12 protein-coding genes and 1 pseudogene are annotated in these 13,462 nt (G+C 66.8%); 7 read left to right on the forward strand and 6 right to left on the reverse strand.

The features are described 5' to 3' along the window. Nucleotides 1-389 precede the first annotated feature (389 nt). On the reverse strand, nucleotides 390-1,859 hold the full coding sequence (gene merA, locus DI005_RS22290) for a mercury(II) reductase (protein WP_113643410.1): 1,470 nt from the start codon (nucleotides 1,857-1,859) through the stop codon (nucleotides 390-392). Beyond that, nucleotides 1,856-2,971: pseudogene (locus DI005_RS22295) on the reverse strand (site-specific integrase). The gene merA and the pseudogene DI005_RS22295 overlap by 4 nt, the downstream one beginning before the upstream one ends. A 103-nt stretch (nucleotides 2,972-3,074) precedes the next feature. Between DI005_RS22295 and DI005_RS39590 the strand changes: the two are divergent. Further along, complete coding sequence (locus DI005_RS39590) at nucleotides 3,075-3,281, forward strand: ATP-binding protein (protein WP_304481737.1); 207 nt, start codon at nucleotides 3,075-3,077, stop codon at nucleotides 3,279-3,281. Here the strand turns inward: DI005_RS39590 and DI005_RS22305 are convergent. Continuing rightward, on the reverse strand, nucleotides 3,271-4,545 hold the full coding sequence (locus DI005_RS22305) for an ISL3 family transposase (protein ID WP_369973608.1): 1,275 nt from the start codon (nucleotides 4,543-4,545) through the stop codon (nucleotides 3,271-3,273). The two genes, DI005_RS39590 and DI005_RS22305, sit on opposite strands and share 11 nt — an antisense overlap. Beyond that, nucleotides 4,518-4,853 (reverse strand): transposase family protein, encoded by a 336-nt coding sequence (locus DI005_RS38695; protein ID WP_369973609.1) that lies wholly within the window; start codon nucleotides 4,851-4,853, stop codon nucleotides 4,518-4,520. Before DI005_RS38695 ends, DI005_RS22305 begins: the two co-directional genes overlap by 28 nt. Nucleotides 4,854-5,086: 233 nt before the next feature. On the opposite strand from DI005_RS38695, the gene istA reads away from it, so the two are divergent. The 3 genes from istA to DI005_RS22320 all read left to right on the forward strand — a co-directional run bounded on the left by istA (nucleotide 5,087) and on the right by DI005_RS22320 (nucleotide 8,915). After that, nucleotides 5,087-6,331, forward strand: coding sequence for an IS21 family transposase (istA, locus tag DI005_RS22310; RefSeq protein WP_110344117.1), 1,245 nt, complete (start codon nucleotides 5,087-5,089; stop codon nucleotides 6,329-6,331). Next, nucleotides 6,331-7,131, forward strand: a complete 801-nt coding sequence (istB, locus tag DI005_RS22315; protein ID WP_075849291.1) for an IS21-like element helper ATPase IstB — start codon at nucleotides 6,331-6,333, stop codon at nucleotides 7,129-7,131. The genes istA and istB overlap by 1 nt, the downstream gene beginning before the upstream one ends. A 185-nt stretch (nucleotides 7,132-7,316) precedes the next feature. Further along, a complete protein-coding gene (locus DI005_RS22320; RefSeq protein WP_233520264.1) occupies nucleotides 7,317-8,915 on the forward strand; it encodes an ISL3 family transposase in 1,599 nt (532 codons plus the stop codon). A 192-nt stretch (nucleotides 8,916-9,107) separates the two neighbouring features. Here the strand turns inward: DI005_RS22320 and DI005_RS22325 are convergent, their stop codons facing one another. Beyond that, nucleotides 9,108-9,371, reverse strand: a complete 264-nt coding sequence (locus DI005_RS22325) for a winged helix-turn-helix domain-containing protein (RefSeq protein ID WP_233520265.1) — start codon at nucleotides 9,369-9,371, stop codon at nucleotides 9,108-9,110. A 107-nt stretch (nucleotides 9,372-9,478) separates the two neighbouring features. Here DI005_RS22325 and DI005_RS22330 point away from each other — a divergent pair, with 107 nt between their 5' ends. Then, on the forward strand, nucleotides 9,479-9,916 hold the full coding sequence (locus tag DI005_RS22330; protein ID WP_113643412.1) for a hypothetical protein: 438 nt from the start codon (nucleotides 9,479-9,481) through the stop codon (nucleotides 9,914-9,916). Beyond that, nucleotides 9,873-10,190 (forward strand): winged helix-turn-helix domain-containing protein, encoded by a 318-nt coding sequence (locus DI005_RS22335; protein WP_233520266.1) that lies wholly within the window; start codon nucleotides 9,873-9,875, stop codon nucleotides 10,188-10,190. Before DI005_RS22330 ends, DI005_RS22335 begins: the two co-directional genes overlap by 44 nt. Nucleotides 10,191-10,466: 276 nt before the next feature. Here the strand turns inward: DI005_RS22335 and DI005_RS22340 are convergent, their stop codons facing one another. Then, the gene (locus tag DI005_RS22340) at nucleotides 10,467-10,796 is read right to left on the reverse strand and encodes a hypothetical protein (RefSeq protein ID WP_113643414.1); all 330 of its coding nucleotides are present in this window, start codon (nucleotides 10,794-10,796) and stop codon (nucleotides 10,467-10,469) included. Nucleotides 10,797-11,869: 1,073 nt separating this feature from the next. Here DI005_RS22340 and DI005_RS22345 point away from each other — a divergent pair. After that, nucleotides 11,870-12,952, forward strand: coding sequence for a heparan-alpha-glucosaminide N-acetyltransferase domain-containing protein (locus tag DI005_RS22345; protein ID WP_113643415.1), 1,083 nt, complete (start codon nucleotides 11,870-11,872; stop codon nucleotides 12,950-12,952). Nucleotides 12,953-13,462: the final 510 nt, after the last annotated feature.

A 13,462-nucleotide genomic window follows, 5' to 3' on the forward strand; every position in this document is an offset into this window, starting at 1 on the left:
GCGGTGCGCGCGGTGGCTGCAGCGGCGCGCCGTCCAGCGCTACGAGCAGCATCCCTCGCTGACGGGAACGGCGGCGCGGACGACCAGGGCGGCCTGGTGGATCCACTCGGCCGCCAGTGGCGCGACCGCCCATGCGCCGACGAGCACACGGCGGTCGCGGTCCGCGAGAAGTCCGACCCGGTCAGGTCACCGGATACGAGAAACAAGGCGTCACCGGTAGAGCGTCATGCTGACTGGTTCCTTCACCTTCGTCGCCGCATACCCCGAAGTGGCCCAAGGGCCAGATCGTCGGCCAAGCCCCGGATTGTGCTTGTCACAAGAACTCCTCCCCGATGCGTCGCGTCCGTTCAGGCAGTGACTACCCGGCGTGGTGCGGGCGAATCGTTCGGTCAGGATGCGCAGCAGGACAGTTTTGACACGTCGCGGGTGAAGGTTTGCGCGGCGAGTTTGATGCCTTCGGCCATGGTCAGATACGGACACCACAGGTCGGCCATCTGCTGCACGGTCATGTCATTCGCGAGGGCGTACACGGCGGTGGCGATCACGTCCCCGGCGCCCTCAGCGATCACGTGCGCGCCGAGCAGGCGGCCGGTGCCGCGGTCGGCGACGAGTTTGATCAGGCCGCGGGTGTCGCGGTTGACCAGCGCCCGCGGCACGTACTCCAGCGGCAGGACCCGGCACTCGCAGGCGTAGCCCTGCTCGACTGCCTGGGCGTCGGTCACCCCGGCCGAGGCGATCGCAGGACTGGTGAACGTGACCCGCGGCAGGTGGCGGTAGTCCAGCGTCCGTCCGGCGTGGTCGAATGCGTTGTCGGCCACGAGGGTGCCGTGGGCTCCGGCGACGTAGACGAACTGCGGGTGGCCGGTGACGTCCCCGGCCGCCCAGATGCGGGGGTTGTCGGTGCGCAGGTGCTCGTCGACCACAACCTCACCGCGTGATCCGGTCTGGACCCCAACCGCGTCCAGGTTGAGGCCGGCGGTGACCGGGCGGCGGCCTGTGGCCACCAGCAGTTGCTCGGCCCGCAGCTGCGTGGGCTGGCCGTCGGTGCCGGTCAGCGTCACCCGGTAGCCGGTGTCGTCCCGGTCGGTGCGGGTGACGGTAGCGCCGGTGACCACGCCGATGCCTTCGCGGGCGAACACCTCGGCGATCACCTCGGAGATCTCGGCTTCCTCGAACGGCGCCAGCCGATCCAACGCCTCCACGACGAACACCTGGACGCCGAGCCGGTTCCACAGCTGGGCTTGTTCCAGGCCGATCGCGTTGCCCCCGATCACGATCATCGACGCGGGTAGCGTGTCGAGTTCCATCGCGGTGGTGGAGGTCAGATAGCCAGCTTCGGCGAGCCCGTCGATCGGAGGTGCCCACGGGGTCAAGCCGGTGGCGATCAGGTAGTGCTCGGCCACCACGGCCTGCGTGCCCCTGGCGGCGAGACCGACCCGCAACACCGGGTCGGCGTGCTCGTCGGTGGCGAAGGTGGCGGTTCCCTCGAGGACGTCCCAGCCGTACTCGGCGGCCAGGTCGGTGTATTTCTCCGCCCGCAGCGAGTCGACCAAGCCCCGCTTCGCGTCGATCAGGCGGGGCAGGTCGACGCCGAACGGGGTGACGCTGATGCCGCGGAACCGGCCGTCCAGGCTGACATGGCGGGCCTCGGCGGCGGCCAGCACCGCCTTCGACGGCACGCATCCGGTGTTGACGCAGGTGCCGCCGACGGTGTTGCGCTCGATCATCACCACCGTGCGGCCCTTGTTTCGGGCCGCGATCGCCGCTGCGAACGCGCCCCCGCCCGAGCCGATCACCGCCAGGTCGTACCGCGTCCCTGTGCCCCTCTCCGTTCGTCGTCCGATCGCCAGCTGGCTCATGAGGTCGGCTCCGTCGTGGCTGGCTGGTCGAGGAATCCTGCCGCGACCAGGGCGCGGCGGGTATCTTCGACGCCCAGATGGGAGTAGGTGTCGACGGTCGTGCTGATGCTGGCGTGCCCAAGCAGGTGCTGCACGACCTCGGCGGGGACCCCGCGGCGCAGCAATCCGGTGGCGTAACTGTGCCGGAACAGATGCGGCGAGAACACGATCCCGCTGCGTTCCCGCAGCCGACGCACCAGCCGGTCGACACTGGCGTATCTCATCGGCGCACCGACCGGAGCGCCTCAGAGATTGACGAACACGTAGTCACAGTCCAGCAGCCCATATTCCTCATGCAGATAGTCGCTGTAGAGACGGAACAGACCGCCGTCGGCGGGAACCTCCCGTGACCACGTCTTCGCACGCGCCCGATTCACGTTCTCCCGCGGCCGGACCGCCACCAGCCGACGACGGGCATCAACGTCTTCGTGTCGTAGTCCCAACGCTTCGCCGATCCGCAACCCCGTGTCCCGCAACAAACTCAGCAGAAACTTGTCTCGTAACCGGTCGCAGGAGTCGATCAGCGTCGTCATCTCCGCCTGGCTCAACGCCCGCGGCGGGCGCCGCTCGGCCCGCAGCGAGATCGCGCGATGCCGCTCCGGCCGGGCGCCCAGGTGCGCCAGGAACGGCTGCCACGACCCGCCCCGACGGCCCGGCCGCCACCGCGTCAACAGCTCACCGAGCTCGACATCGTGGCGCTGGTGGAACTCGTAGAACGACGCCAACGCCGACAGCTTCCGGTTCACCGTCGTCGCGGAGAGGTTCGCCTCCACCCACGGCAGCATGGCCACCCGCCCGTCGCGGGCCTCGACCGGCAGTCGCAGCCACGTCACGAACCGGCCCAGATCCTCCAGCACAACCTCATCCCACTGCAGACCGCGGCAGGTCAGGAAGTCGAAATAGTCCCGCAGATCGTGCGCATAGGCGCGGACCGTGTTCGGCGAACGATCGATCGCCGTCAGATGCGCCAGGAACCGGTCCGCCGAATCCACGACCACACCGTCGGCCAGAACCGTCGCCGACTCCGTGCCCGAGGGCATCACGACCCGCTGCACCCTCACAGACTCCGTCATAGACGCAGCAAGATAATCCGCCCACAACAGATACTCGGGAGACCGGCCACCACGACCGTGTACATCGTGGACAGTCAATCTGAGGGGTTAGATAACCGCGGCCATGATCGACCGCCTGGTCCACCACGCCGAGGTGATCTCGATGAAGGGAGACAGCTACCGCCTCAAAGACCGAGACCCTCGGCCGCGTCCCACCGGCCACGAAGACCAACGACTAAACAACCAAACCAGGGTGGGTCACGGTTCACCCGGAACAGCCGGGTCCGAATTCGGGTTCTGGCACGGTTTCCGTGATTCGTTTAGTTGGTGAGGAGGACGCGTTTGCGGAGGAGGTCGGGCTTGGCGCGGCCGAACATTTGCCGTTTGAGCATTTTGAGCCGGTTGACGTTGCCTTCGACGACTCCGCTGTTCCAGGGCAGGGTGAGGCCAGCGGTGACCGCATCCTGGTCGCGGCGCAGCCCCTTGGCGAACGAGCGCAGCGCTGGGAGGTCGTCGGCTTCGATGGCTTTCATCCATTGCTCGAGGTTTTGGCCCCGCAGCGAGCACATCATGCTCGCGAAGGCGCGGACGTGGCTGACCAAAGCGGTTAGCGGCGGACTAGTCGCGAGGATGGCATCAAGGCGTGTTTGGTCGACCGGGTCGAGGGTTGCTGGGTCGCTCATGATCCAGCCGACGACCCGGCGAACCGACGGGGGTTTGCGTGGTGGATGTGGGATGTGCGTGGCGGTGCGGAACTGGTGCAGGTAGTCGCGGACCAGCGTCGGTCCGCCCCGGTAGCCGCGTGCGGTGATCTCAGTGAAGAGCGTGGTGGCGTTGGTGCAGCCGGCGCTCCAGCGTTGGCGCAGGTAGGGCTTGAACTCTACCAGGAGGCTGAGACGTCGGCCGGTGCCGTTGCGAGCCAGCAGTTCCTCGACTGTGGCCGCTCGGGCGAACCGGCGGACGGTGCCGCGCGCGAGCTCCAGCCGCCGACAGATTTCGTTGATTCCGAGTCCGTCATTGAGCAAGGCATGCACCGCGCCGTGTCGTTCGCGGGCTCGCACTGCCCAGCGGTCTGTCCGCTGCTCTGGGGTGACGGGTGCGGAGCTTTCGGGCTTGATCTGCTCGCGGCGAGGGCTCTGGCTGGCCGGGGCTGCGTCGTCGGTGTCTGGGGCCGATGCGGCGGGCAGGGCCGTGCGGTGCTGAGCGACGCTACGTTCGACCGCATCGGCCAGGTTGTCCCAGACGTGCCATCGGTCGGCGACCTGCAGCGCATCGGGTGCACCGGCGTGAGCACCCTCCGCGTAAGCGCCGGCCCGATCCCGGCAGATGATCTCCACTCCGGGGTGCCTGTGAAGCCAGTTCGCGAAGGTGGCGGCGCTGCGGTCGGTCAGGACGTCGATGGGGCGCCCGGTCTCGACGTTGACGAGGATCGTTCCGTAGTGGTGGCCACGGCGGAGGGCGAAGTCATCGACCCCGAGCACTCGAGGGGTGCGCTGGCCCGGGTCGGGCAGGCCGCGGACCAGGCGCAGCAGCGTCATCCGGCTAACTGACGCGGCCAAATGCCGGGTCAAGCGCGCTCCAGCGCGGCCACCCAAGCCAACGCGACCGCGGACAACACCTGCTGCAAGATCGTGGTGCGGCGAGCGTAGCGGCCGGCCAGCTCCGGCAGCTGCTCGGCAAACGTGATCTTCACGCAAGCAGAGTCGTCACAGAACAGGCGGCGAACCCGCAATCGGATCAACACCTCACGACCGGACGAGGCGGTGTCGGACAGTTGACGCACATACCGACTGTGCACCCGGCCAGACACCGCTCCGCAGCCCGTGCAGGCCGCTGTGGGAGCGACAGTCTCGGCAACGATCTCCAGTACGGGCCCCACAGCCGATACTGCTCCCACCCGCACCGACGCCAGATGCGGCCACAGAACCCGAACCAGATCAAGATCAACACACCCGAAACATGATCAACTACCCCGCAGCGAGCCAGAACCCGGGTCCATCACGGAAACCGTGCCAGAACCAGTCTTCAGCCGGAACCGACAGAGGCTCGCGCTGATCCAGCTCGTCTGTCGCTTCCGGCTGAATACTGACCCTCTGGTTCCGCGCGAACTTTGACCCACCCCATGACGATCATGAGGTGCTGAACGTGGAGGACTGGGCGGAGATTCGCCGGTTGCATCGGGCGGAGGGGATGGCGGTTCGGGCTATCGCCCGCCGGCTCGGGATCTCGAGGAACACGGTGCGGAAGGCGCTCGCGTCGCACGCACCTCCGAAGTACGAGCGGCCGGCGAAGGGCTCGATTGTGGATGCGGTGGAGCCGCAGATCCGGGCGCTGCTGGCGGAGTTCCCGGACATGCCCTCAACGGTGATCCTTGAGCGGGTGGGCTGGCAGCGCGGGAAGACGGTGTTCTTCGAGCGGGTGCAGCAGCTGCGGCCGCTGTTCAAACCGACCGATCCGGCCTCGCGCACGGAATACCAGCCGGGCGAACTGGCGCAGTGCGATCTGTGGTTCCCGCCTGTGGACATCCCGCTCAGATTCGGGCAGGTGGGCCGCCCACCGGTGTTGGTCATGGTCTCCGGCTACTCGCGGATCATGGCCGCCCGGATGCTGCCCTCGCGGCAGAGTCCGGACCTGCTGGCCGGGCATTGGGCGCTGATCAGCGACTGGGGCCGGGTGCCCAAGGCGCTGGTGTGGGACAACGAGGCCGCTGTCGGGCAGTGGCGCGGCGGCAAGCCGCAGCTGACCGAAGCGATGAACGCCTTCCGCGGAACGCTCGGCATCAAGGTGATCCAGTGCCGCCCGGCAGACCCGGAAGCCAAGGGACTGGTCGAGCGGGCCAACGGCTATCTGGAGACCTCGTTCCTGCCCGGCCGCGCCTTCACCAGCCCCGCCGATTTCAACACCCAGCTCGAGGACTGGCTGGTGCGGGCCAACACCCGGCAGCACCGTCGGTTGGGCTGCCGCCCGATCGACCGCTGGGAGGCCGACAAGGCGGCGATGCTCGAGCTACCGCCGGTCGCCCCGGTGGTGGGGTGGCGCAGCACCACCCGGCTCCCGCGCGACCACTACGTGCGGCTGGACTCCAACGACTACTCCGTGCACCCCAGCGCCGTCGGTCGCCGGGTGGAGATCAGCGCCGACCTCGACGCGGTCGTGGTCACCCTCGCCGGTGTCGAGGTCGCCCGGCATGCCCGTTGCTGGGCCGATCACCAAAGCATCACCGACCCGGTGCACGCCGCCGCGGCCGCCGAACTACGGCAGGCCCGTCGACTGGTCGCTGTCGCTCCGGTGCAGACCGCTGTCGAGCAGCGCAGCCTGGCCGACTACGACCGACTGTTCGGCCTCACCGACACCCCGGTCAGTGCCGAGGGGGTCGCGTGATGGCCAGCAAGACAAGCAACGGCAACGGCCGCAATGTGGCATCCGAGATCGCCTACCTGACCCGGGCGTTGAAGGCACCCTCGCTGGCCGGGTCGGTGGAGCGGCTGGCCGAACGGGCCCGCGCCGAGACCTGGACCTATGAGGAATTCCTGGCCGCCTGCCTGCAACGCGAGGTCGCCGCCCGCGAAGCCCACGGCGGCGAAGGCCGCATCCGCTCGGCCCGATTCCCGTCGCGCAAATCGCTGGAGGAGTTCGACTTCGATCACCAGCGCTCGCTCAAGCGGGACACCATCACCCACCTCGGCACCCTGGACTTCATCACCGGCAAGGACAACGTGGTCTTCCTCGGCCCACCCGGCACCGGCAAGACCCACCTGTCCATCGGATTAGGCATCCGGGCCTGCCAGGCCGGGCACCGTGTCGCCTTCGCCACCGCCGCCGAATGGGTCGCCCGGCTGGCCGACGCCCACCACGCCGGCAAGCTGCAAGAGGAGCTCGTCAAGCTCGGCCGCATCCCGCTGCTCATCGTCGACGAGGTCGGCTACATCCCCTTCGAAGCCGAAGCCGCGAACCTGTTCTTCCAGCTGGTGTCCAGCCGCTACGAACGAGCCTCGCTGATCGTCACCAGCAACAAGCCCTTCGGCCGCTGGGGTGAAGTCTTCGGCGACGACGTCGTCGCCGCCGCGATGATCGACCGCCTCGTCCACCACGCCGAAGTCATCTCACTGAAGGGAGACAGCTACCGACTCAAGGACCGAGACCTCGGCCGCGTCCCAGCGGCCACCAAGACCAACGACTAGCAACATCCCGGGGTGGGTCAACCTTCACCCGGAACAACCGGGTCAGGATTCAGGTTCTGGCACGCTTTCCGTGATCGACCCTGGCGGTCGGGAGGTGTTCGGGTAGTTGATCATGACCCGAGTGCGTTGATCTTGATCTGATTCGGGTTCTCTGGCCGCACCTGACTGGTGTCCAGGTTCAGGCGGTGTCGGCAGGGGGCCGGACAGTCCGGATCGACGCCAGGACCAGCGAAACCCCAACAGCCTGTCCGGGCTGCGGGACGGTCTCGGGCCGGGTGCACAGTCGCTACGACCGTCGCCTGTCCGACACCGCCGCAGCGGGCCAGGAGGTGCTGATCCGGCTGACGGTCCGGCGGTTGTTCTGCGACAACCCCGAGTGCACCAAGACGACCTTCGCCGAGCAGTCACCCGAACTGGCCGGTCGTTACGCCCGCCGCACCACGATCTTGGAACGGATGTTATGTGCGGTCGCGCTGGCGCTGGGCGGTCGAGCGGGGGCGCGGCTGACCCGGCATCTGGCGGCGTCGGTCAGCCGGATGACGCTGCTGCGCATCGTGCGTGGCCTGTCCGATCCCGACCGCCCCACTCCTCGGGTGCTCGGGATCGACGACTTTGCCCTGCGCCGCGGCCACCATTACGGCACGTTGCTGGTCGATGTCGAGTCCCACCGGCCGGTCGACGTGCTCACCGACCGCGGCGCCCAGACGGTCGCCGACTGGCTGCGGGCGCATCCCGGCATCCAGATCATCTGCCGGGACCGGGCCAGCGCCTACGCCGAAGCCGCCCGCGACGGCGCACCGGATGCGGTGCAAGTGGCCGACCGCTGGCATGTCTGGCACAACCTGGCAGAGGCGATCGAACGCACCATCGCCCAACACCAGAGCCACCTGAGCGCCGCCCTGACCGTCGAGACCGACAACAACACCAAGGCGGATAACCCCAAGACAGACGAATCAGTCGCTGCTGACGACCACTCCGGACCCGATGACCCTCTCCTCCCAGTGGCACCACCCATGCCGGGTGACCGAACGGACCGCTGGGCGGTCCGCACCCGAGAACGTCACGCCGCGGTGCACGCACTGATCGCCGAAGGCGTTGGTATCAAAGCGATCTGCCGCCAACTGAACCTAGCGCGCGGCACCGTTCGCCGGTTCGCCCGCGCCGACACGGTCGAGGAATTGCTGACCCGCAACGGAACCGGACGCCGCCGCAGCCTGCTGGAAGAGTTCAAGCCCTATCTGCACGACCGCTGGAACGCCGGATGCACCAACGCGGCCATCCTGTTCACCGAGATCACCGCACGCGGCTACCGGGGCGGTGAGACCCTGGTCCGCAGCTACCTGCACCAGTTCCGCACGACAACCCGCATCCCCCAGCCACCACGCAAACCACCCTCCGTGCGCCGCGTCGTCAGTTGGATCATGACCGACCCTACGGACATCGACCCGGTCGACCAGCAACGCTTGGATGCCATCCTCGCCGCCAGCCCACCACTGAACGCCTTGGCCGGCCACGTTCGCAGCTTCGCCACCATGATGTGCTCGCTGCGCGGCCAGGACTTGGAAGGATGGATGACCGCCGTCGACACCAGCGGCCTGCCAGCGTTGCGGTCCTTCGTGCTGGGACTGCGTCGGGACCAGGACGCGGTCACCGCCGGGCTCACCCTGCCCTGGAGCAGTGGTGTCGTCGAAGGCCACGTCAACCGACTGAAGATGCTCAAACGGCAGATGTTCGGCCGCGCCAAGCCTGATCTTCTGCGCAAACGCGTCTTGCTTGCCGAGTGAACCAGCCAGGATCGATCACGGAAAGCGTGCCAGAACCAGGATTCAAGCGGCGTTGACATCGTCCCGCATCGCGGCTTCGCGAGGGTCTTGTCGGTCGTGACGCTACCGGGATTGCCCCATCGGATAGTCGCCTGCATGGCCGTCCATCCACACGAATGGACATTGTCGGCACACGTTTGCCCTGGTCAGGGATCACGGGCGTTCAGCGCGCCGCACGAACGTCCCTTTGCCAGTGACCACGATCAGCAAGCCCTCTTTCCGCAGCTCGAAGACGGCCCGCCTGGTAGTCGGCCTGCTCACCGCGTACAGCTCCGCCAGCTCGCGCTCGTTCGGCAGCTTCGCGCCAGGTGGCAGTTCGCGGGAGCCGATCATGGTGCGTAAGTCATCGGCTACCTGCTCCCACAGGTGCTGTTCCAGCGATTCATGGTCGATACGCGAGCTGCGGTCTTCCCACACAAGGGCGCACATTAGGGCCCAGATGTGCGACTACTTGCCTAGATGGGCTCATATGCGCCCATATGAGCTGCTATTCTGAACTGCAAAGACAGATGAGGAGGTAGCTCATGTCGATGCACGCGAACTCCTTCTACGGAGCGGGCGGTTGGAGCTTCGCCCCGATGACCCCATACGACTGGTGGGTCCTTTGGCGAGCGCTGGAGAACCGTCAGGATGAAGCCAAGGTCGCAGAAGCACGACGTGATCTCGGGGCGCTCGTTCAGACTGACTGGCTGGACTCCATGCCGCCGGTACCTGCTGAAGGACACGACCCAGAGCTCCTGCAGGCCATATTCGAGGCGCACGACAAGTACCAAGATGACTGGATACAGAGGCAGTGCGAATTCATGGTGAATACCCTTGAGCGCCTGCAGGCCGCTGAACGCCCATATGGGTACCGCGAGCTTGAGCGCGTGGCGGGCTCGCTCGTGTCACTCGCCGGCCAAATGTTCATGGTTGCCCATGACCGTGAAGAAGAGATCGAGCGAGGCGACCGTGAAGCCTGAACAGGACGGCAGCGGCAGCGGAAACGTCATGCCGATTCGTCCCAAGCCGACCTATCCACTCGACCCATCGAGAATCGACTACGACTACAGGCAGGTTCTCGACCACCTGGCGGAGCGTATTGGATCTGGCGAGTTCCAAGATCAGTTGCCCAGCAGAGAAGTACTCGCCCGCGAGTACGGCGTGAGTACCCAGACGGTGACGAGAGCCGTCAACATTCTTGTTGAGCGCGGCACCCTCGTCGTCCGGTATCCGAACGGGACGTACCTGGCATGACAGTTCACGCGTGTCCGGACAACGGTTCTCGACCTCGGTGGAGGCCGACTACATCGCGATCAAGGATGTGCCGTCGAGCGGCGGTCATGAGGAAATCCACGCGAGAGAAGATAGGGATGTGGTACGGACCGGCGACTCCAGGCCGACCGTACGCCGGGGAAGACCTGGCGACAAGGCGAGACACCGTGCCTGCTCGAGCGACGATACCGGCCTCAGAGGCAGCGACGCCCCATGACCTCCGCCAGCACGGTCGAGGGGGCGTCGTCGTGCCGTGTGTTACGCGTGGATGTAGGCCGAGGCGTCGAACTCGTGGTCGTGGATGGCCGCATAGATGGCATCCACCTCGGCCTGGTTGAACATCAACTCGACTAGCTCGGCGCCAGGTTGCCTCGCGGCAGAGCGGAAGACATACCAGCCGTCCTCGCGGGTGGTCACCCAATCCCCGACCCGGACGAACGCCCCCACCTCGAAGCCATCGCCGCCAGCGTCCAGCGCGGCTTCCAGTTCATGCATGTGCCAGAGCGAGGAGGCCAACCGCTCGTCGGCGCCGAGCTTCTCGCAGCCGCGCGGCGCGACGCCCGCAGCGGAGCCGTGGAAAGCATTCACGCGTTCCTCGCTCGTGGGCCGGTCATGGACACCTACACCGTGCGCGACCGCACCAACGCCGTCGGCGAACGGTTCACTCCAACGAGGGGGACGTACGCCGCGCCAGTCCCCTATGGTCCATCAGCGGCACCGTGGCCAACGTCGTCTACGCTCGGCTCTTCCTGCCGCACCCCCCAACGACCTCGGCGCTCCTTGGCTAGCGCGCTCACGCCTCGTGGGTGGCATGTGGATTCCTGGCCAGCCTCCACCATGAGCAGCGACCGTGACGCGCCGCCGCGCTGGCCCACCAGCGAACCTGACGCCTACGCCTGGCCTGGTGTGTTCTCGGGCCGTCTCCAACACCGCGTGCAGCCCAACAACACCCGGCGCCTCGACGCACGAGACCACCGGGGGTGCGACCGCGACCTTGGCCTGACCGACTGCGGCGCAGCCTGCGTCAACGCCCCTGATAGCTCACACGTCCAGCGCACCGCATGCCCCGACTGCTGGCCCGCACCCGCCGGGGGAGCACCGGGGCCTCCCTCGAGGCCACAGCCATCCCTCCTGCCCAAGCGGGTGGCGCGACATATCCCTCGTCCGCGTGGATCGCATGCCAACTCGTCCAGCAGCTGGTTCACCCCGCGCGGGCAGTGACTTGCCTGCCGACCGCCGAAGTCACATGCGTGGGCTCTGACACGATCGTCAGCACCGGCTACCCGGAGGCTTCTTCGACAGCGCGATCGCATCCGGCAGGGCGCAGTTCCCACTCGGCGTCCTTAGACCGCACAGCACTGTCAAGCCGTCCAACGCACACGTGCGGGACCCGCTCCGGAGCGGCTCAATCTGATGGCAAGATTCGCCCGCACGCCGGACGATGGCATCACCACCTGAGCCCTCGCCCGTTTCAGCGGGAGATTGAGCGCAAACTCCGGCCCGCTAGCGATGCGAACGAAGCCCAAGCGGATCACACAGGCCCAGGACATCGACGGAAGCCGCATAGCTACTATCTATGATAGTAAATCGTACGGGTTTCACTGCCTGGGGTGCGGCAACTCGCTCCACCGGCCACAAAGTCAATTCCCACGGGAGCGAGCATGGTGGACCAACACGCTGGCGTGGCTGCGCCGCCAGCCGCCGCTCGCCCCCGGCTGGTCGGCGTCGACGTAGCCCGAGGGGTTGCGGTCATCGGCATGCTCGTCGCGCACCTCGGTGCCGACAAAACGGACACCACCGGCGCGAGCGCGCGTTGGATGTGGATTTTCGACGGGCGATCTGCCGCGCTGTTCGCAGTGCTGGCCGGGGTCGGTCTCGGCCTACTGACGGCCAATGCGCCCAACCACACGCGCAGGACACTGCGGGTCCAAATCGCGTTGCGCGCCGTTCTGGTCTGCGCACTAGGCCTGGTGTTAATGACAGTCGGGTCGCCGGTCGCGGTGATCTTGCCAACCTATGGCGTGTTGTTCGTCCTCGCGTTGCCGTTGTTGTGGTCACGCACCCGCACGCTGTGGGTAGGCACTGCGGCAGCACTACTCTTCGGCACGCTCGTTGTTGCGTCTCTGAGACAGGTGCTCACCAGCCAAACGGGGCCCACGATCGATACTTACCTGGTGGGCGAGCTCGTCACCGGCTACTACCCCGCAGTAGCTTACTGTGGCTACCTTCTAGCCGGCCTTGCCCTGAGCCGACTACCCCTCTCGCGACGTGATGTTCAAGCCGGACTGGTGTTCGCCGGCTGCGGTACGGCCGCGTTGGCTTATGGGAGCGGAGCGGCTCTCGCGTCCTCAGCCAGTTCGGACACCGGACTGTGGCCCGGCGTGCTCCTGGCCATACGGCCTCACGCCGCTTCCCCCTTCGCCATGGGTGGTGCACTCGGCGTGGCCGTCGCGATCCTGGGTCTATGCCTGCTACTGGCCCGTTGGCATTGGGGTCTGATCACAAGCTACCCGCTCGCGGCCACGGGAACTATGCCGTTGACCGCCTACACCGGCCAGATCGTCGTGATCGCCTTGCTGGGCCCCGATTCGGTCCAGTCTCCCGCCTCGAACTGGCCGCTTGCCGCACTATCGACGGGTACGATCGCGATCTCGATGATGTGGCATCGCCGGTTAGGGCGGGGACCGTTGGAGCGGCTGGTCAACATCCGCCTCCACCATCCGCGGTCTAGAGAACCCCGGTGATGTGATCACCATGGGGTCACGAGGACGTTCGCTCACACCTGCGGTTCGCTGCCACGAAGTTGAAGGTTGCGACCCTGGCTTCCGAGACGCCCGAGTTCATCGGGGCGATCCTGTTGGCCGTACGACGCGCCGGCTGGGGCCTGCTCGGCGCGGCGGGTCAGTAAACGGCGACTCGATCGCCTCGCGAGCAAGTGTCACCCGATGTTTAGTTGCCGGTTGTTGTTCCGCAGAAGGGCATAGCCGGACGGCCTCGACCGTGTAACGGGGCGAGCACGTCAACGGCACGCCATCCGATTTCCCACTCCCCCGCCCGGGACTGACGAGCCGGGGCTCGGTTGCGCCATGACTCGACTCCTCCGCCGGCATCCATATCGTGAACGCCAAGCACCTCACTCCCCAGAGCTGCGAGCCAGGTCGCAGCGCACTGGCCTGCTACATCTTCCAGAGGGAACGGCGACTCTGCACAGCCACCATCAGGTGTGCCCGTCAAGATCAACCCGGCCGGCATGA

Origin of the sequence: Prauserella sp. PE36 (assembly GCF_003311655.1) — a bacterium.
In the GTDB taxonomy this organism is placed as follows: Bacteria; Actinomycetota; Actinomycetes; order Mycobacteriales; family Pseudonocardiaceae; genus Prauserella_A; species Prauserella_A endophytica.